The sequence below is a fragment of the Aurantimonas sp. 22II-16-19i genome, assembly GCF_002088275.1.
Lineage (GTDB): Bacteria > Pseudomonadota > Alphaproteobacteria > Rhizobiales > Rhizobiaceae > Jiella.
On record NZ_AQQS01000012.1, the window covers coordinates 122,686 to 140,730 of the forward strand.

General features: G+C 68.7%; 13 protein-coding genes. 6 read left to right on the forward strand and 7 right to left on the reverse strand.

What is annotated here, in order from left to right:
• Positions 1-19: 19 nt before the first annotated feature.
• Both ATO4_RS11970 and ATO4_RS11975 read right to left on the reverse strand, forming a co-directional pair.
• The gene (locus ATO4_RS11970; protein WP_083591741.1) at positions 20-5,398 is read right to left on the reverse strand and encodes a glycerophosphodiester phosphodiesterase family protein; all 5,379 of its coding nucleotides are present in this window, start codon (positions 5,396-5,398) and stop codon (positions 20-22) included.
• A 163-nt stretch (positions 5,399-5,561) separates the two neighbouring features.
• Positions 5,562-6,353, reverse strand: a complete 792-nt coding sequence (locus tag ATO4_RS11975) for a DeoR/GlpR family DNA-binding transcription regulator (RefSeq protein ID WP_245308711.1) — start codon at positions 6,351-6,353, stop codon at positions 5,562-5,564.
• A gap of 444 nt (positions 6,354-6,797) precedes the next feature.
• Here ATO4_RS11975 and ATO4_RS11980 point away from each other — a divergent pair, with 444 nt between their 5' ends.
• From ATO4_RS11980 to ATO4_RS11995, 4 genes are all read left to right on the forward strand, one after another.
• Positions 6,798-7,841 carry an ABC transporter ATP-binding protein gene (locus tag ATO4_RS11980; protein WP_083591772.1) on the forward strand — a complete coding sequence of 348 codons (1,044 nt, stop codon included), beginning with the start codon at positions 6,798-6,800 and terminating at the stop codon, positions 7,839-7,841.
• Between the two features lie 66 nt (positions 7,842-7,907).
• Positions 7,908-9,170, forward strand: a complete 1,263-nt coding sequence (locus ATO4_RS11985) for an ABC transporter substrate-binding protein (RefSeq protein WP_083591743.1) — start codon at positions 7,908-7,910, stop codon at positions 9,168-9,170.
• 79 nt (positions 9,171-9,249) lie between these two features.
• Positions 9,250-10,146, forward strand: coding sequence for a sugar ABC transporter permease (locus tag ATO4_RS11990; RefSeq protein WP_083591744.1), 897 nt, complete (start codon positions 9,250-9,252; stop codon positions 10,144-10,146).
• Positions 10,143-10,952, forward strand: coding sequence for a carbohydrate ABC transporter permease (locus ATO4_RS11995; RefSeq protein WP_083591745.1), 810 nt, complete (start codon positions 10,143-10,145; stop codon positions 10,950-10,952). The genes ATO4_RS11990 and ATO4_RS11995 overlap by 4 nt, the downstream gene beginning before the upstream one ends.
• A gap of 117 nt (positions 10,953-11,069) precedes the next feature.
• On the opposite strand, the gene glp is transcribed toward ATO4_RS11995, so the two are convergent.
• The 5 genes from glp to ATO4_RS12020 are packed head-to-tail and all read right to left on the reverse strand — an operon-like array spanning position 11,070 to position 16,519.
• Positions 11,070-12,281 (reverse strand): gephyrin-like molybdotransferase Glp, encoded by a 1,212-nt coding sequence (glp, locus tag ATO4_RS12000; protein ID WP_083591746.1) that lies wholly within the window; start codon positions 12,279-12,281, stop codon positions 11,070-11,072.
• Positions 12,278-12,784: a cyclic pyranopterin monophosphate synthase MoaC gene (gene moaC / locus ATO4_RS12005; RefSeq protein ID WP_083591747.1), complete on the reverse strand. Its 507-nt coding sequence runs from the start codon at positions 12,782-12,784 to the stop codon at positions 12,278-12,280. Before moaC ends, glp begins: the two co-directional genes overlap by 4 nt.
• Positions 12,781-13,608 carry an indole-3-glycerol phosphate synthase TrpC gene (gene trpC, locus ATO4_RS12010; RefSeq protein WP_083591748.1) on the reverse strand — a complete coding sequence of 276 codons (828 nt, stop codon included), beginning with the start codon at positions 13,606-13,608 and terminating at the stop codon, positions 12,781-12,783. Before trpC ends, moaC begins: the two co-directional genes overlap by 4 nt.
• Complete coding sequence (trpD, locus tag ATO4_RS12015) at positions 13,605-14,636, reverse strand: anthranilate phosphoribosyltransferase (protein ID WP_083591749.1); 1,032 nt, start codon at positions 14,634-14,636, stop codon at positions 13,605-13,607. Before trpD ends, trpC begins: the two co-directional genes overlap by 4 nt.
• On the reverse strand, positions 14,633-16,519 hold the full coding sequence (locus ATO4_RS12020) for a peptidylprolyl isomerase (protein WP_083591750.1): 1,887 nt from the start codon (positions 16,517-16,519) through the stop codon (positions 14,633-14,635). The genes trpD and ATO4_RS12020 overlap by 4 nt, the downstream gene beginning before the upstream one ends.
• A gap of 252 nt (positions 16,520-16,771) precedes the next feature.
• Between ATO4_RS12020 and tpiA the strand changes: the two genes are divergently transcribed.
• Positions 16,772-17,533, forward strand: coding sequence for a triose-phosphate isomerase (tpiA, locus tag ATO4_RS12025; protein WP_083591751.1), 762 nt, complete (start codon positions 16,772-16,774; stop codon positions 17,531-17,533).
• 80 nt (positions 17,534-17,613) lie between these two features.
• Positions 17,614-18,045, forward strand: a 432-nt coding sequence (secG, locus tag ATO4_RS12030; RefSeq protein WP_083591752.1) for a preprotein translocase subunit SecG, incomplete at its 3' end; no start/stop codon positions are given.

The following is an 18,045-nucleotide window of genomic DNA, read 5'->3' on the forward strand; positions in this document are numbered from 1 at the left end:
GGTCGATCGCCCGACCCTGTCAGAAGATGAAGTCCGTCGCGCCGAGATCGGCGAGATCGACGTTCTGCAGCGTGATCGTGTTCGAGCCGTCGGTGATCACCACGTCCGAGCCCGACTGTGCCATGTGATCGGCGAGGAGATCGGCGTAGTCGACAATGCCCGAGACCGCCGACAGATCGATCTTCTCGTAGTCGTTGGTCGCGGCGAAGTCGGTGATCGTGTCGTTGCCGAAAGCGTCGGCGAAGACGAAGGAATCGGCGTTGAAGCCGCCGGTCAGCGTATCGTTGCCGGCGCCGCCGGTGATGCGGTCGAAGCCGGCACCGCCGAGGATGATATCGTCGCCGGCATCGCCGCGAAGCGTGTCGCTGCCCGAACCGCCCCACAGATAGTCCCCGCCGGTCCCGCCTTCGAAGGTGACGTCCGCGGTGCTTCCCATCAGACGGTCGTCGCCGGTGCTGCCGAGGACGCGTTCGATGCCGGAGATCGTGTCGACGCCGGTGCCGAGGCTGTAGCCAGCGCCGAGATGGACGGTGACGGCGACGGCAGAGCCCGAGAAGTCGAGCGTGTCGAAGCCGGCCCCGCCGTCGATGACGTCGGCTTGGAGGCCGGGATCGGCAAGGATGAGGTCGTCGCCACCGTCGCCGAAGATCTGGTCGGCGCCGTAGCCGCCGGCCAGGGTGTCGTTTCCGCCGCCGCCATGGATGACGTCGTCGCCATTGCCGCCGCTGATCGTGTCGTCGCCGTCGCCGCCGGTGATCGTATCCGCGCCATTGCCGCCGAAGACGGCCGTGGCACCGTTGCCGGTGGTGATGGTGTCGTTGCCGTCGCCGCCGGAGATGAAGACGGTGGCATCGTCGGCGGTGATGGTGTCGTTGCCGGCCCCGCCAATGATGCGCTCGAAGGAGACCAGCGTGTCTGTGCCGATTGGCGTGCCGCTTGCCGTCCCGGTGACGAGGTCGATCACGAGGTCGCCGGTCGCGGCGGAATAGTCGATCGTGTCGATCCCCTCGCCGCCGTCATAGCGGTCGGTGGCGGCGTCGAGCGAGCCGATGACGACGTCCATGCCGCGACCGGCGCGGACCTCGTCCTCGCCGAACCCCGCGCCGATCCTGTCGGCCCACTGCGTGCCGTCATGCTGGTCGATCGCGCTTTCCGACGTCGCCACCAGCGCGACGTCGTCGAGGGCGAGGCCGACGCCATTGAGCGAGCCGCCCGTCTGGGCGAAGATCAGCTGGTTCGAGCCGTCGCCCTGGCCCCCGGTGACCTTGACCGAGATCTTCTCCCAGGCGTTGCCCGCGGGGGCGCCCTGCCAGATCACCACGCCGCCGAAGGTGACGGTCAGGCTTTCGTCGTCGGCTGCGTCCGCGTCAGCGAGATCGAAGGTCAGCTCGTAGACCGCGCCGGCCTCCACGCCCGCGACGGTCTGGGCGAGCCGGACGTTGTTGAGCCATCCGTCCAGATCGGTCCAGTACGCACCGTCGGAGGCGCTGACGCCCTCAACCGTGTCCTGGTGCTGTTCGACGCGCCCGCTGTCGAGGTTCGACCAGCCCGGCATGTCGCCGTTCGGGCTGTAGCGACCCCAGGTGCGCGACGACGTGCCGTCGATGTTCTCGAAACTGCCATTGACGATGAGGTTCGGCGTCCTGTCGAGATCGAGGGCGGCCTCGGCTGCCGCGTGGGTATCGCGCAGGTCGTCGACGATCGCTTCCAGATCCGCCGATGCGGTTCCCGAGGCGAGCGCCAGGATCTGCGACGCGGTCAGGGTCTTGCCGTCGGAGAATGCGAAGCTGCCGGGCAGGGAGCCAGCCGTGCCGCTCTCGAAGACGAGGGCGCCGCCATCGGCGAAGCTGACGACCAGCGCGTCGCCGAGCGTCGTCACCGTGACGTCCGTCGACGCGATGTCGGTCAGGGCGACACGGTCGCCGGCGCCAGCCGTCACCAGATCGACGCCATCGCCCGCAGCGTAGCGGATGGTGTCGGAACCGTCGGCGACGATCACGTCGTCGCCGACCCCGCCGGTCAGCGTGTCGGCTCCCGCCCCGCCGAAGAGCACGTCGGTGCCGCTGCCGCCGAACAGCCGGTCGTCGCCGGCCCCGGCGACGATGATGTCGTTGCCGCCATCGCCATAGAGGACGTCTTCGCCCGCGCCGGCCAAGACGGTGTCGTCGCCCTGGAGGGCATAGACGACGCTGGTCTCGTCGGTGGTGCTCACCTTGTCGTCGCCGGTACCGCCATAGACGGTGTCACGGCCCTCGACGCTGTCGATGTATTCGCGGGCGACACGGGTGTTGTCGTCATAGACGCCGTCGACGCCCATATCGATCAGCGCCTGGATTTCCTCGCCCGGTCCGTTGGCCGTCCAGGCATAGACCTTCAGGCCGGCGTCATGGGCCGCCTGGACCATGTCCGCGGTCAGGTAGCTGATGTTCAGCGAGACGCTGCCGACGCCCCAGCCGGCGATCGTCGCCAGATCGCTGTTGGAGAAGCCGTAGCCGATATAGTCGATGAAGAAGGGAATGCCGGCTTCGGGCAGGATGTCGCTGAGCAGCGTCCGCAGGATGGTCGGGTCGAAGGATGCGATCCTGATCTGGTCCGGATCGGTGAAGCCCTTCTCGACCAGTGTCGCGACCAGCCTCTCGGCGAAGGCGACGCCCCTGTCGGAATAGGAGGTCGGATTCTTGATCTCGACGCTGATCTTGAAGTTTCGACCGGTCTCCGCCTCCTTGGCAAGGACCAGTTCGAGGCCCTCGGCGAAGGTCAGGATGCCCGGCTTGGCGGCAATCAGATCGGCATAGGTCGTCGAGGGAATGGTGCCGGTGTCGTGGGCGATCACCAGGACGCCGTCCGAGGTCATCTGCAGATCGAACTCGGCCATGTCGCCGCCCCAGTCGAGGCCGTGGCTGTGCGCTTCCTCGGAATGATCGGCATAGGGGTTGGTGCCGCGGTGGGAGATCAGCTGGAAGCCCTCGTCCTCGGTCTCGCCGCCCGGGGTCTCGCCGCCGCCGTCTCCGCCGTCCCCGCCGTCGCCGCCGCCATTCGAGCCGTCATCGGTTTCGTCGGCGGTGCCCTTGAGCAGCGAAACGTTGTCGAGGGTGACGCCGTCGCCGTTCAGCTCCGCGGAGGTCTGCTTGAAGACGAGCCTGTTCGAGCCGTCGCCGGCGCCGCCTGTCACCTCGATCGTCACCGTCTCCCAGGCCTCGTCCGGGGTGCCGGTATAGACGACCTCGCCGCCCCAGCTGACCTCGATCGTGTCGTCGGCGCTTTCCGGATCGATGTCGGCGATGTCGAAGCGCAGGGTGTAGGTCGCGCCGGTCTCGACGTCGGCGACCGTCTGGACGACCTCCAGATTGTTGCCGTCGCCCTGCATGTCGAGGTAATACTGGCCGTCCGTGGCGCTGATGCCGTTTGCGCTGGTGTTGGCGTGGAGTTCGACGCGCTTGATGTCGCTGGCGTCGACATTCGTCCAGCCGACGATTTCGCCTTCCGGGGCGTAGCGACCCCATGAGCGGTAGGACGTGCCGTTGATGTTCTCGAAGCTGCCATTGACGATGAGATTGCCGTCGTCGCTGTCCTGCGGCGCGTCGGCGGTCTTCACGATGGAGACGTCGTCGAGGAAGATGCCGGTGGTGTCGAGCGTGCCGCCGGTCTCGGCGATCACCAGGGTGTTGGAGCCGTTGCCGGCGCCACCGACGATCGAGAGGGAAACCGTCTCCCATGCGGCGCCGGCCGGCGCGCCCTCATAGATGACCTCGCCGCCGAAGGAGACCGTGACGCTCTCGTCGTCGCCCGTGTCGCCGTCGCCGAAGTCGAAATTCAGCGCATAGGTGGCGCCGGTCTCCATGCCTTCGATGGTCTGGGCCAGTGCGACGTTGTTCTTGTTGCCGTCGAGATCGACGTAGAAGGCGCCTTCCGTCGCGCTCAGTCCCTCGGCGCCGGTGTCCTGGTGCTGCTCGATCCGGCCATTGTTGAGATTGACCCAGCCCGGAATCTCGCCATTGAGGGCAGAGCGGCCCCAGTCACGATAGGCCGAGGAACTGTCGGTCGCCTCGAAGCTGCCGTTCTGGACGAGGTTCGGCGTCGGCTCGGCCGCCGCGGCCGCCTCGGCTGCCGAGCTTGCCGCGATCGACTCCCCGGCCGCCGCGGAGACCGCGTCCGAGACCGTCCCGTCGATCCTTGCGGCCAGATCCGCAGCCGACCAGACGGTGTCGCCACCGTCGAGGACGACGCTGCCGATGCTGCCGGAGGCGATGACCACGGCGCCGCCATCGGCAAATTCCAGGGCGATGTTGGCGCCGAGCGCCGTCACCGAGACGTCCGCCGCTGCGATGTTCTCGAGAACCAGCGCATCCGTGGAGGTGGCGACCAGCGTGTCGATGCCGTCGCCGGCGGTGTAGACGATCGTGTTGGATGAGCCGCCGGTGGTCAGCGCGTCGTTGCCGAGGCCGCCCTCGAGCGTGTCGCTGCCCTCGCCCCCGAACAGGATGTCCGAGCCGGAGCCGCCGACGAGGACGTCGTTGCCGGCCCCGCCGGACAGGATGTCGTCGCCGCCGTCGCCGTGAAGCGTGTCGTTGCCGTCGCCGGCGAGGACGACGTCATCGCCCTGCATGGCGTAGATCAGGTTGTCGCCGCTCGTGCCGCTGACGGTCTGCGACGCCTCGTCGCCATAGACGACCGCGACCCCGGAGACGCCCTCGACATATTCGCGGGCGATGCGGGTGTTGTTGGTGAAGATGCCGTCGACGCCCATGTCGATCAGCGCCTGAATCTGGTCGCCCGGGCCGTCATGCGTCCAGGCATTGACATTGAGGCCGAGCTCGTGGGCAAGCTTCACCTCGTCGGCGTCGAGGCCGCTGATCTTGGCGGAAATGCCGTCGGCATAGGTGGCGATGTCGGCCAGGTTTTCCGCATCGGTGCCCTGATAGGTCATCTCGAGCGGGATATCGACGCCGGCCTCGGGCATCAGCGTGTTGGCGAGATGCTTGAGCGCGTCGCCGTCGCCGCAATTGAACGTGACCCGGTCCGGGTCGGTGAAGTCGCCGGCGACGAGGACGTCGAGGGTCGCCTTGGCGATGTCGATGCCGGCCTCGGTATAGGTCGCGGGGTTCTTCATCTCGATGTTCAGGGCGATGTCGCGCCCGGTCTCGGCGGACTTGGCGTCGACGATCCCGATCAGCTGGGCCAGCGTGATGATGTTCGGATCGGCCGCCACGAGGTCGGCATAGGTCGTCGACAAAATGGTGCCGGTGTCATGGACGAGGACGACGACGCCGTCGCTGGTGACCTGAGCGTCGCATTCGAGGACGTCGGCGCCCCAGTCGATCGCCTTGGTATAGGCGTCGGCGGATTCGTCGGGATAGGGATTGGTGCCGCGATGGGCGAGGACGGTGAAGTCGGACATGGGAAATCTTCCTGATCGTGATTTGGACGCGTTCAAGGGATCGCCCGCGCGGTCTTGGCGGCGGGCGTCGTGGCGATGGACACAGGAGGGGCGTCGTGGGCAGCGCAGCCGTCCACGCGGGGCGTTGATCTTGCTCTAGGAGCCTCGGGTGGCGGCTCGGCGTTCAGCCGGAGGAAGCGTCCCCGGCGATTTCGTCGGAACAGGACACGAAGGACGTGCGGGAACCGGCGAGGAGGTCCTGGATCGCCTGCGGCAGCGCGGTTTCGCAGAAGACCGTGTCGACCTGATCGATCCGCCCGCCATGCACATGGGCGGGGCGGCCGAATTTCGTTGCATCGAGCACGAGGAAGGAGCGGCGGCAGTTCGCGCGCATGGCCTGCCGGGCCTGGACTTCCTCATGGGTGAAATCGAGAAGCGAACCATCCTCGTCGACGCCGCCGACGCCGAAGACGGCGAAATCCACCTTGTAGGCGCCGAAGAAGCCCTCGATCGCGCTTCCGCAGACGTCGAGATCGTTGTTGCGGACGAGCCCCCCCGCAATGGCGACCTCGAAGGTCGGATTCTGCGCCGCCGTCAGGGCGATCGGAAGATTGTTGGTCACGATCTTCAGGCCCTGATGGTCCATCAGGGCCTCCGCGACCATCTGCGGCGTCGTGCCGATGCCGAAGGACACCGAGGCACCGTCGGGAATGCGTGCGGCGAGCGTGCGTCCGATGGCCATCTTCGCCGCCCGATTGAGAACCCGGCGCTCCTGGAAGGCGACGTTGCCGCGGCCGGTCGGGCGACCGATGCCGCCGTGCAGCCGCCGCGCGATCCCTTGCTCGCACAGGCCGTTGATGTCGCGCCGGATCGTCTGGGTCGTCACCTCGAACCGCCCGGCGAGTTCCTCGACACTGAGAAAATCACGCTCGCGCAGCATCGCGGCGATGGCCGCACCGCGGGACTCCGATTTCACAAGAAGGTTCATTCCAACACCATTAATGCTCATATGAATATCGTTAAAGGAAGCTTACGACAACGCGATGACGCCCGGGCATCTCTCGGCGAGAATCTTGGCGGTTCACCCGGGTCCCGATCGATCCCTTTGATTGTCAGGGATTTTCGGCGCAGATGCAGCCCGATCGCCGCAATCCGGTCCCCTGGTGATCCGGAGCGTCCCGCTGCCGGCCGTGCTGAATGAGACCGTCGACGCGAGTTCAAATTCGCGCACGGAGAATGCTCATGCTCGAATATACGTTCATATGAAATTCATCGAAACGACATGCGGATGTCGTCGTCGGCGCATCTAAGTCGGCCCCGAAAGAGAGGGTGCCATGACGACGAATGCTTGCCGGCCATGGGATCGCCGCGCCGCCGGCCGGTCTGCAGACCGGCCGGCGTCACTCATGAGGCGCTGGCCATGACGGGCCAGGTCGCCTTCATCCGGATCCGCAATCTGACGCGGGCCTATTCGTCGAAGACGGGCGTTCACGATCTCTCGCTCGACGTCGCCCCGGGAAGCTTCGTCGTCCTTCTCGGGCCGTCGGGCTGTGGCAAGTCGACGACCCTGCGGCTTCTTGCCGGTCTCGAAGCGCCGGATTCGGGAACGATCGAGGTCGATGGCCGCGACGTCACGCATCTTCCGCCTGCCAGCCGCAAGCTGTCCATGGTGTTCCAGTCCTATGCGTTGTTCCCGCATCTCTCCGTCGCCGAGAACATCGTCTTCGGCTTGAAGGTGCGCGGCGTCGGGCGGGCCGAGCGGGCGGACAAGCTGGCCAACGCCCTCCGTCTGGTCGGTCTCGAGGGCCTCGAAGACCGCAAGCCCTCCCGGCTCTCGGGCGGTCAGCGCCAGCGCGTGGCGCTCGCCCGCGCCGTGGTCTCGGGCCACCCGCTGTGTCTGATGGACGAACCCCTGTCCAATCTCGACGCCAAGCTGCGCCATTCGGTGCGCCAGGAGATCCGCGCCCTGCAGCAGCGGCTCGCCATCACCGTCGTCTACGTCACCCACGACCAGACCGAAGCCATGTCGATGGCAGACCTCGTCATCCTGATGCGCGATGGCCGGATCGAGCAGGCGGCTCCGCCGGCGGACATCTACCAGCGACCGGCGACGACCTTCGCCGCCAGCTTCGTCGGCTCGCCGCCGATGCTGCTGTTGCCGCCGACGGTCCTTCCGCCGACGCAGCGGACCGAGGCGGGTCTGACGCCGGACACCGTGTTCGGCCTGCGGGCGGAGGACGTCGTGGTCGTCTCGCAGGGCGAGGGGCGGCTCGATGCCACCGTCGCCGCCACGGAATTTCTCGGGCCCGAAACCTTCCTCGTCGCAGAAACCGCCAGCGGCGAACGCCTGACCGCGCGCGTCCCCGGCCGCAGCGCATTCGAACCCGGCGCAGGCGTCGGCCTCGACTGGCCGCTTGCCGCCGTCCACCGCTTCCACCGCGAGACCGGCATGCGCCTGCCCTAGCCACGGGCCCGGCCTGTCGCCTCGCGGGCGGATGTCCGCCCCACCGTTCCTCTTGGAGATCCTTCGATGAAGACCATCCTGCGCGGCCTTCTCGCCGCAACGATGCTCGCTTCGGCCGCCACCGCCGCCGCGGCCGAGACCAAGCTCACCATGTACTATCCGATCGCCGTCGGCGGTCCGCTCACCGGGGTCATCGACGGCATGATCGCCGGCTTCGAGGAGGCGCATCCCGACATCGACGTCGAGGCGATCTACGCCGGCAACTACGACGACACCCGCGTGCGGGCGATCTCGGCGATCAACAGCGGCGACCAGCCGCAGCTCTCGGTGCTGTTCTCCATCGACGTCTACGACCTCATCGAGCAGGGCCTCATCGTGCCCTTCGACGACGTCGTGAAGAGCGAAGAGGACAAGGCCTGGCTGTCGAGCTTCTATCCGGCGCTGATGAAGAACGGCGAAGTCGACGGCAAGGTCTGGGGCGTGCCGTTCCAGCGCTCGACCATCGTCATGTTCTACAACAAGGACATGTTCGAGAAAGCCGGCCTCGACCCCAACCAGCCGCCGGCGACCTGGGACGAGATGGTGAAGGACGCCAAGGCGCTGACCAAGGACGGCACCTACGGCATCATGATCCCGTCGACGGGCTATCCCTACTGGATGTTCCAGTGCTTCGCGATCGAGAACGGCGTCGAGCTGATGAGCGCCGACGGCACCAGGACCAATTTCGACGACCCGAAGGTCATCGAGGCGCTGGAGTTCTGGAAGTCGCTGGCGACGACGGAAAAGGTCATGCCGGAAGGCACGACCGAGTGGGGCACGCTGCGCCAGGCCTTCCTGCAGGGCCAGACCGCGATGATGTGGCACACCACCGGCAACCTGACGGCCGTGCGTGACGGAGCCGACTTCGACTTCGGCGTCGCCATGCTGCCGAAGCACGAGCGGGCCGGCTCGCCCACCGGCGGCGGCAACTTCTACCTCTTCAAGGGCTCGTCCGAGGCGGAGAAGCAGGCTTCGCTCGAGCTGATCAAGTACATGACGGCGCCCGAGCAGGCGGCAAAATGGTCGATCGCCACCGGCTATGTCGGCATCAGCTCGCAGGCCTACGAGACCGAGGCGCTTCAGGAATACGCCAAGGACTTCCCGCAGGCGCTCGTCGCCCGCGATCAGCTGGAAGTGGCGATCCCGGAGTTCTCGACCTACGAGACGGCGCGGGTGCGCGAGGCGCTCAACAACGCCATCCAGGCGACGCTCACCGGCTCGAAGAGTGCCAAGGAAGCGCTCACCGAGGCGCAGGCGACGGCCGAGCGCCTGCTGCGCCCCTACCAGTAAGCCGCGAAACGTTGAACGGCCGGGGGCGGCATGTCGCCCCCGGTCCCAAGGCTTGACCAGACGAGACGGAAGGACCTCCATGCCCGCGACACTGGCGGGGCTTCAGAGGCGGCGGCTGACGCTCTACGCCCTGATGCTGCTTTCCCCGGCGATGATCCTGATGACGACCTTCGCCTTCTATCCGGCGATCGCGACGTTCTTCGCCAGCGCCTTTTCGCGCGGCACATCCCGCCGGCCCTCGGTCTTCGTCGGCCTGGAGAACTATGCCGATCTCGCCGCCGACCCGGTCTTCTGGCAGGTGGTCGGCAACAACGTCCTCTACGCCCTGGTCACGGTGCCGCTCTCGGTCGTCCTCGCCCTCGCCATGGCGCTGTGGGCGAACGAGAAGATCCCGGCCCGCAGCTTCGTGCGCGCGTCCTATTTCACGCCGACCATGCTGCCGATGATCGCCGCCGCCAATCTGTGGCTGTTCTTCTACACGCCCGGCATCGGCCTGCTCGACCGGATCGGGGCGCTGTTCGGGGCCTCTTCGGTCAACTGGCTGGGGCAGCCGGAGACGGCGCTGTGGTCGGTGATGGCCGTGGCGGTGTGGAAGGAGTCCGGCTTCTTCATGATCTTCTATCTCGCCGCCCTCCAGACCATTCCGCCGGAACTGAAGGAGGCCGCCCGCATCGAGGGGGCGGGACGCTGGACCTATACGCGCCGGATCGTCCTGCCGCTGCTGATGCCGACCACCCTCTTCGTCGTCGTCAACGCGCTGATCAACTCGGTCCGGGTCATCGACCATCTCTTCATCCTCACCAAGGGCGGGCCGGACAACGCCTCCAAGCTGATCCTCTACTGGATCTGGGAAATGGCCTTCGCCTATTTCGACGCGGCGCATGCCGCGGCCATGACGGCGCTCGTCCTCCTGGCACTGGGGCTGCTCGCCGGCTTCCAGTTCGCGATCATCGACCGCAAGGCGCATTATCGATGACCCGGCCCCGTGTCACGCTGGACGCCGTCGGCGCCATCCTCCTCGCCCTCGTCTGGATCTCGCCGCTGGTCTTCGCCGCCTGGGCCGCAGTCCACACGCCGACCGCCGCCGTCGCCTTCGACGTCACCGCGCCGCTGACCCTCGACAACTTCGTCGCGGTCTGGGAGCGCGCGCCATGGATCGGTTACGTGCTGAACACGATGCAGCTCGTCACGATCGTCCTCTTCGGCCAGTTCGTCCTGTGTACGCTCGCCGGCTTCGCCTTCGCCCGCTTCGAGTTTCCCGGACGCGGCGTGCTCTTCGTTCTCGTCCTGATGCAGCTCTTCGTTCTGCCGGAAGTGCTGATCGTCGAGAACTACGCCATCGTGGCCGAGCTCGGGCTGTTCGACACGACGCTCGGCATGGGCCTGCCCTACATGGCCAGCGCCTTCGGCATCTTCCTGTTGCGCCAGGCCTTCAAGTCGGTGCCGCGGGAACTGGAAGAGGCCGCGCGCGTCGAGGGCTGTTCCTGGACGGGCGTCCTGTGGCGGGTCTATGTGCCGGCCGCCCGGTCGACCTATCTCGCCTATGCCCTCGTCTCGGTGGCGACGCACTGGAACAACTTCCTCTGGCCGCTGGTCGTGACCAACTCGCCCGACGTGCGTCCGCTGACGGTCGGTCTGTCGCTCTTCGGCGCGCCCGAAAACGGCGTCGACATCTCCCTCGTCAGCGCCGCGACGCTGATGGTCGTGGCTCCGCTGCTCGTCGCGTTCCTGATCTTCCAGCGCCAGTTCCTGCAGGCCTTCCTGACGGCCGGGATCAAATAGGCGGAGAGCTCTCCGCTTCGGTCCCCCACGTCCAGATGCATGCAGCATCGTGCCTCCGCGCCCTGGCCGCGCGGCCGGACGGGGCAAGACGCTCCCGTGACGCTTGGTCCGCCGCGATCAGGCGAGGTCGACGACCAGGCAGGCGTCGCCGGCCTGGGCTGCCGGGGCATAAGGCGGGCGCATCACCAGGACGTCGGCTGCCGCATAGATCGACAGGAGCGAGGAATCCTGGCGCGGCAGCGGCGTCGCGACGGTCGTCCCGTCGTCCTGAAGGACGCTGGTCGAGCGCATGAAATCGGTCCGCATGCCGTTGGCGGGCACGTCGGCGCCGAGGATGGCGGCGCGCGCCAGCGGCCGGTCGCCGAGACCGGCGAGGCGCCGGATCAGCGGGGCGAGAAACAGCGTCGCGGCGACCATCGAGGAGGCGGGGTTGCCGGGCAGCCCGACCAGCCGCATCGCGCCGATGCTGCCGGCCATCAGCGGCTTGCCGGGACGCATCGCGACCTTCAGGAAGGCGATGTCGACCTGGCGCTGCTCGAACACCTTGCCGATCAGGTCATGGTCGCCGACCGAGGCGCCGCCGATGGTGACGAAGCAGTCGCAGCCCTCAGCGAGCGCCCGGTCGAGATGGTCGGCGATGACGTCCTCGCGGTCCGGCGCGATGCCGCAGTCGACGACGCTGCCGCCGGCCGCCTCGACGAGGGCGGCGACGCCGTAGCTGTTGGAGGCGACGATCTGGGAGGGGCCGACGGCCTCGCCAGGCGGCACCAGCTCGTCGCCGGTGGCGAGCACCGCGACCTTCGGCCGGTCGAGGACGGCGAGCACCGGATGGCCGCCGCTCGCCGCCAGCGCCACGGCGCCGGGGGTGAGCCGTGTGCCCGCCGAAAGCAGAACCGCGCCGGCCGAGAAGTCGACGCCCGCCGGACGGATGTGCTGGCCAGGCGAGACCGCCTCCGTCGGCAGCAGCGCGCCGTCGCCGGTCCGCTCGGCATCTTCCTGGATCAGGATCGCGTCGGCGCCCCCCGGCACCGGGGCGCCGGTGAAGATGCGCACCGCCTCGCCGGGACCGATGCGGCCGACGAAAGCCCGTCCCGCCGCCGATTCGCCGATCACCCGCAGCGGCCGGAACGGGGCCTTTGCGTCTTCTGCCCGCAGCGCATACCCGTCCATCGCCGAGGCGTCGAAGCCCGGCTGGGTGCGCTTGGCAACGATGTCTTCGGCCAGAACCCGTCCGGCCGCCTCGCGGAGCGTCACCGCGACCGTCCGACGGATCGGCTCGGCGGCGCCGACCAGCCGGCGCTGGGCGTCCTCGACGGAGATCAGGCTCATCGCCCCGGATCCCCGGCCCGGAAGTCGCCCGAGCGTCCGCCGGATTTCGCCAGAAGCCGGATGCCGGTGATCTCCATGGTCCGATCGACCGCCTTGGCCATGTCGTAGATCGTCAGGCAGGCGACGGAGACCGCCGTCAGAGCCTCCATCTCGACGCCGGTGCGCCCGGTCAGCTTCGCCATGGCGGTGACGCGCAGGCCGGGGAGGGCGGGGTCGGCGACGATCTCGACGCCGATCTTCGACAGGATCAGCGGGTGGCAGAGCGGGATCAGCTCATGGGTGCGCTTGGCCGCCATGATGCCGGCGATCCGGGCGACGCCGACGACGTCGCCCTTCTTCGTCTCGCCGCCTTCGATCAGCGCGAGGGTCTCGGGGCGCATCACGACGCAGCCCTCCGCCTCGGCGATGCGGACGGTCTCGGCCTTGTCGCCGACATCGACCATGGCCGCCTTGCCGCTGGCGTCGAGATGGGTGAGGCGCGGCCCGGTCCCGCTTTCGCTCATGTGCCGGCTCCGGCGCGGGCGACCTCTTCGCGAGGACTGCCGAGGAGGACGCTGGTCGCCGCGGCGACGTCCTCCTGGCGCATCAGGCTCTCGCCGACGAGGAAGGTCCGGATGCCGTGTTCGGCGAGCTTCAGGCAGTCGGCATGGGTGAAGATGCCGCTCTCGCCGACGACGATCCGGTCGTCGGGGATGAGGCTCGCCAGCCGCCCGGCATTGTCGAGGCTGGTCTCGAAGGTCTTCAGGTTGCGGTTGTTGATGCCGACGAGAGGCGAGGCGAGCTTCAGCGCCCGCTCGGTCTCGGCCTCGTCATGCACCTCGATGAGGACGTCGAGGCCGTGGCGGTCGGCCGCTTCCTCGAGCGCTCCCGCCACGTCGTCGCTCACCGCCGCCATGATGATCAGGATCGCGTCGGCGCCCCAGGCGCGCGCCTCGGCCACCTGGTAGGGATCGTAGAGGAAGTCCTTGCGCAGCGCCGGCAGGCCGGTCGCCGCCCGCGCCGCCGTCAGGAACGCAGGCTGCCCCTGGAAGGAGGGCGCGTCGGTGAGGATGGAGAGGCAGGTTGCCCCGCCTTGCTCATAGGCACGGGCGAGGCTCGGCGGATCGAAGTCCTCGCGGATCAGGCCCTTGGAGGGGCTCGCCTTCTTCACCTCGGCGATCAGCGCCAGGCGGCCGTCGCGAAGCGTCCGCTCGATGGCCGCCCAGAAGCCGCGCGGCGGCTCGATGCCGGCGATCCGCGCCTCGAGGTCGGCCAGCGGCGTCGCGGCCTTGGCGGCGGCGATCTCCTCCAGCTTGTAGTCTCGGATACGGGAAAGGATGTCGGTCATCGGTTCTCCTTGCCGAGCTTCTGGGTGACGCTGGCGAGGCGGTCCAGCGCGTCCCTCGCGCGGCCGGCGTCGATCGACTCGGCGGCGCGGGCGACGCCGGCGGGAAGCTCCGGCACCACGCCCGCCATCACCAGCGCGCCGGCGGCGTTGAGCAGCACCGTGTCGCGGTAGGCGCCGGGCGCCCCGTCGAGCACCGCCTTCAGCGCTGCCGCGTTGTGGGCGCCGTCGCCGCCCTTCAGCTCGTGCAGCTTCCAGCGCGGCACTCCGGCTTCCTCGGGGTCGATGCTGAACTCGCTGATCACGCCGTCCTTCAGCTCGGCGACATGGGTCGTCCCGGTCGGCGTCATCTCGTCGAGGCCGTCGCCATGCACCACCCAGGCGGCCTCGGTGCCGAGCGCCTTCAGCGTCTCGGCGATCGGCCGCAGCCAGTCCGGCGAGAACACCCCGACGAGCAGCTTCCTGACGCCGGCCGGATTGGCGAGCGGGCCGAGCAGGTTGAAGACGGTGCGGGTGCCGAGCTCGACCCGGCTCGGGCCGACGAAGCGCATCGCCGCATGATGGGTCGGGGCGAACATGAAGCCGAGGCCGGTCTCGGCGATGGCGCGGCCGATCTGCTCGGGCTTCAGGTCGACGTCGATGCCGAGCGCCGCGAGCACGTCGGCCGAGCCGGATTTCGACGACAGGGCGCGGTTGCCGTGCTTGGCGACGACGAGACCGCAGCCGGCGAGGACGAAGGCCGAGGCGGTGGAGATGTTGTAGGTGCCGGCATGGTCGCCGCCGGTGCCGACGATGTCGATCGCCCCGTCGGGACAGGCGACCTTCGCCATGTTCGCCCGCATCACCGACACCGCGCCGGTGATCTCGTCGACGCTCTCGCCGCGCACCCTGAGCGCCATCAGGAGGCCGCCGATCTGCGACGGCGTCGCCTCGCCGCTCATCATCACCTGGAAGGCCGCCGTGGCCTCCTCCCGGGTCAAAGCGTGCCCGTCGGCGACCCTGGCGAGAAACGGCTTCAGCGTCTGGCTCATCGAACCGTCGCCTTCGCCTGTTCCATCGCCTCGGCGTTGATGCGGACCGGGAACTCGTTCTGCAAGAGCGTCACGTAGCTCTGGTAGAGGTCGTTGGCCAGCATTCCCGCCATCTGCTGCCGCTGCGCCGGGCTGACGTTCTCCGCCGGATCGGCGGGCGGCGCGACCTCGGCGACCTTCAGGACGAGGCGCGTGCCGGCATCATTGCCGGGCGCCGTCTCGACCGCGCCGACCGGGCCCGCAAAGGCCGCCTCGACGCCCGGCTGGCCGAGGTCGGCCACGCCCGACTGGCGGGGGATGGCGTTGGCCGTCGCCGCCTGCGCCCCGGCTTCCGCGGCGATGTCGGCGATGCTCCTGCCGTCCTCGACTGCTTTCGCCAGCGTGTTCGCCTGCTCCTCCAGCTGCTCGCCGGCGCGCTCCCGCTTCCAGTCGGCGACGACCGTCTCGCGCACCGCGTCCAGCTGGCGGTCATGGGCCGGGTCGATGCTGGCGACGTCGTAGAAGACGTAGCCGTTCGGATCGACATTGACCGGCAGCGCGTCGAAGCCGGGCTCGCTCTCGAAGGCGGCGGCGAGAAGGTCGGACTTCTGCGGCAGTTCGACCGACTGGCCGTCGGGAGCGTTGCCGTTGCGGTCGATCGCGGCGACGGTCTTCACCGGGATCGCCGCCTGGGCGGCCGCCTCCTGGAAGGTCGCGCCGCCGCCGCGCGCGTCCTCATAGGCCGAATAGGCCGCGTCCACGGCGTCGGCGGCCTTGGAGAGCGCCAGCGCCTGGCGGATGTCGCCCTCGACCTCGGCGAGCGGCCGCACGCTCTCCGGCTCGATCTGGCCGACGCGCAGGATCACCGGGCCGAAGACGCCCTCGACGACGTCCGTCACGCCGCCCGCTTCGAGAGCAAAGGCCGCATCGGCGACCGCCGTGTCGGGGATCGAGGCCCTGGTGACGGTGCCGAGGTCGATGTCGGCCAGCGAGCGGCCCGCCTCCCTGGCGACCTCCTCGAAGCTCGCGCCGGCGTCGAGCCTGGCCTTGGCGGCGTCGGCGGCAGCCCTGTCGGGAAAGACGATCTGCTGCACGGCGCGGCGCTCCGGCGTCGTGTAGCTCTGCCTGCGGGCGTCGTAGTCGGCCTTCACCTCGGCGTCGCTGACCGCCTTCGGGTCGGCGAGCGCCTCAGGCGTCACCTCGGCATAGACGATCGAGCGGTATTCCGGCGCGGCGTAGCGGGCCTTGTTCTCGTCGAAATAGCTCTGCAGCTGCTCCTCGGTCGGGTCCTCGACGCTCTCGGCCGCAGGCGCCCGCAGCGTCACGTAGTCGATCGTCCGGCGCTCGCCATTGTAGAGGCCGAGGGCCGTCAGGAACACCGCCGGCGTGTCGGCGTCGCGGGCGACGGCCTCGATCAGCTGGCTGCGCCGGGCGACGTTCATCTGCTGGGCGACGTAGTCGTTCTCGCTGATGCGGGCATTGGCGAGAACGTTGCGGAACGTCGACCGGGAGAAGGAACCGCTGGCGTCCTGGAAGGTCGGATCCGCCGCGATCAGCTGGGCCAGCCGCTCGTCGGAGACGCCGAGGCCGAGATTGCGGCTCTGCTCGTCGAGCACGGCGCCGGCGATCAGCTCGCTCGTCACGCCCTGGTCGACGCCGAAGGTGGCGGCCTCCTGGGCGGTGACCTGGCGGCCGATCTGGCGGGAGATGCGGTTCAGCGCCTGCGAATAGGTGAAGGCGTATTCGGAGGGGGTCACGTCGGTCTCGCCGGCCGAGATCACCGTGTTCGACAGCCCGCCATTGACCGAGGAGCCGATCCCCCAGACGGCGAAACTCAGGATCAGGAGGCCGAGGAGGATCTTCGCCGTCCAGCCGGACACGCTCCGGCGCATCGTCTCGAGCATCGTCGTCTTCCTCCGTGGCTGCCCGGCGTGTCGTCGCCGGGTCTTGCTTGGATCATGTCGCGGCAGCCGCGCCGCGCATCGCCTTATTAGTGAACAGGCGGCAAGGGGCGCAAGCGACCGGCCGCGATTGATTTTCGCCGACCGATCGCGGATTGTCCCGCGCAACGGGAGGAACCGTCCCGGACCGGGTCCGGACTGCGGCCGGGCCAGGACGGTGGCCGGACCCGGACTAGGGAGGACGAAGAGATCGCAATGAAGCCCAGACCCCTGATCGCCGGCAACTGGAAGATGAACGGCCGCTTGCGCCAGCTGACCGAACTGGAACAGATCGCAGCGGCCGCACAGGACGCCGGCAAGGGCCGCGATCTCCTGATCTGCCCGCCCGCGACGATCCTGTCGGCGAGCGCCGGCCTGCTCCACGGCAAGGTCGCGGTCGGCGGCCAGGATTGCCACGCCGAGGCGAGCGGCGCCCATACCGGCGACATCGCCGCCGAGATGCTGGCCGATCTCGGCGCCACCTACGTCATCGTCGGCCATTCGGAGCGCCGGGCCGACCACGGCGAGAGCGACGCGGTCGTCGGGGCCAAGACGCGGGCCGCCTGGCGGGCCGGGCTCGTCGCCATCGTCTGCATCGGCGAGAGCGAGGCGGAGCGGGAGGCCGGCCAGACGCTCGAGGTCCTCGGCCGCCAGCTCGTCGGCTCCCTGCCGGAGGGCGTCACGCCCGCCAACACCGTCGTCGCCTACGAGCCGGTCTGGGCCATCGGGACGGGCCGCACCCCGACCGTCGACGACGTTGCCGAGGCCCATGACTTCCTGCGCCGCACCCTGGCCGAGCGCTTCGGCGAAACGGTCGCGAGCGGCGTCCGCCTGCTCTATGGCGGTTCGGTGAAGCCCGGCAATGCGGCCGAGCTCCTCGGCGTCGAAAACGTCGACGGAGCGCTGATCGGCGGGGCGAGCTTGAAGGCCGAAGACTTCATCGCGATATGCCGGGCGTGTCCGTCGGCGGAGAGCTGACGCGGAATCTGGTTGGAATACGGCGCCCTCTTCTGTAGAAGGCGCCCAATTCCTTGAAGCAGACCCTCAACGAAAGTTCGATGGAAACCATTCTCATCATCATCCACTTGATGATCGTCGTTGCGCTCGTCATCGTGGTGCTCCTCCAGCGATCGGAAGGCGGAGCCCTTGGCATCGGCGGCGGTGGCGGCCTGATGTCGGCGCGCGGCGCGGCCAACGCCCTGACCCGCACCACGGCGATCCTGGCGGCCGGCTTCTTCGTCACCTCCCTGTCGCTCGGCATCCTGGCCCGCTACGGCGCCCAGCCGACCGACATCCTCGACAACCTGCCGGCCCAGAACGGCCAGACCAGCGGCGAGGAGGGAAGCCTCCTCGACCAGCTCGGCGGCCTGCCGGCATCGCAGGACGGTGCAGCCGGCCAAAGCCAGCCGGCTTCCGGTGCTGCCGGCGGCGGTGCGTCGAGCCCGTCGCTGATCGACCAGTCGTCGCAGCCCGAAGCCCCGGCTGGCGAG

Coding starts and splice junctions, on each gene's coding strand:
- ATO4_RS11970 (WP_083591741.1), bottom strand. CDS start 5,398: ATGTCCGACTTCACCGTCCTCGCCCATCGCGGCACCAATCCCTATCCC.
- ATO4_RS11980 (WP_083591772.1), top strand. CDS start 6,798: ATGACGGGCCAGGTCGCCTTCATCCGGATCCGCAATCTGACGCGGGCC.
- trpD (WP_083591749.1), bottom strand. CDS start 14,636: ATGAGCCAGACGCTGAAGCCGTTTCTCGCCAGGGTCGCCGACGGGCAC.
- tpiA (WP_083591751.1), top strand. CDS start 16,772: ATGAAGCCCAGACCCCTGATCGCCGGCAACTGGAAGATGAACGGCCGC.
- trpC (WP_083591748.1), bottom strand. CDS start 13,608: ATGACCGACATCCTTTCCCGTATCCGAGACTACAAGCTGGAGGAGATC.
- ATO4_RS11990 (WP_083591744.1), top strand. CDS start 9,250: ATGCCCGCGACACTGGCGGGGCTTCAGAGGCGGCGGCTGACGCTCTAC.
- ATO4_RS11985 (WP_083591743.1), top strand. CDS start 7,908: ATGAAGACCATCCTGCGCGGCCTTCTCGCCGCAACGATGCTCGCTTCG.
- moaC (WP_083591747.1), bottom strand. CDS start 12,784: ATGAGCGAAAGCGGGACCGGGCCGCGCCTCACCCATCTCGACGCCAGC.
- ATO4_RS11995 (WP_083591745.1), top strand. CDS start 10,143: ATGACCCGGCCCCGTGTCACGCTGGACGCCGTCGGCGCCATCCTCCTC.
- ATO4_RS12020 (WP_083591750.1), bottom strand. CDS start 16,519: ATGCTCGAGACGATGCGCCGGAGCGTGTCCGGCTGGACGGCGAAGATC.
- glp (WP_083591746.1), bottom strand. CDS start 12,281: ATGAGCCTGATCTCCGTCGAGGACGCCCAGCGCCGGCTGGTCGGCGCC.